The following is a 255-nucleotide window of genomic DNA, read 5'->3' as shown; positions in this document are numbered from 1 at the left end:
CCCCCGGTTCCCCGGGCGGTGCCGCTGACGCAGGCTAGCGCAGATAGCGGAGGACGCGTGGAAGAGGTGACCGGCGAGCCGCTCTACCGCGACCGGGTATGCGGCATCGACATCGGCAAGGCCCAGACGGCGGCGACGATCCGGGTGCCGTCGGACCGGGATCCGTCCCGGCGGGCCGCCGAGACCCGCATGTTCGGCACCACGAAGCGGGAGGTGCTGGCGCTGGCGGACTGGCTGCGCTGCTGGCAGGTCCCC

The 255-nt window shown here is 73.7% G+C and carries 1 protein-coding gene; it reads left to right on the top strand.

From position 1 onward, the window contains the following. Positions 1–57: 57 nt before the first annotated feature. Positions 58–255: hypothetical protein (locus EAS64_RS43055; RefSeq protein ID WP_222850060.1), on the top strand; the 198-nt coding region annotated here is incomplete at its 3' end.

Origin of the sequence: Trebonia kvetii (assembly GCF_007827045.1) — a bacterium.
Taxonomy (GTDB): domain Bacteria; phylum Actinomycetota; class Actinomycetes; order Streptosporangiales; family Streptosporangiaceae; genus Trebonia; species Trebonia kvetii.
This window is presented reverse-complemented; position numbering and strand designations above follow the sequence as displayed.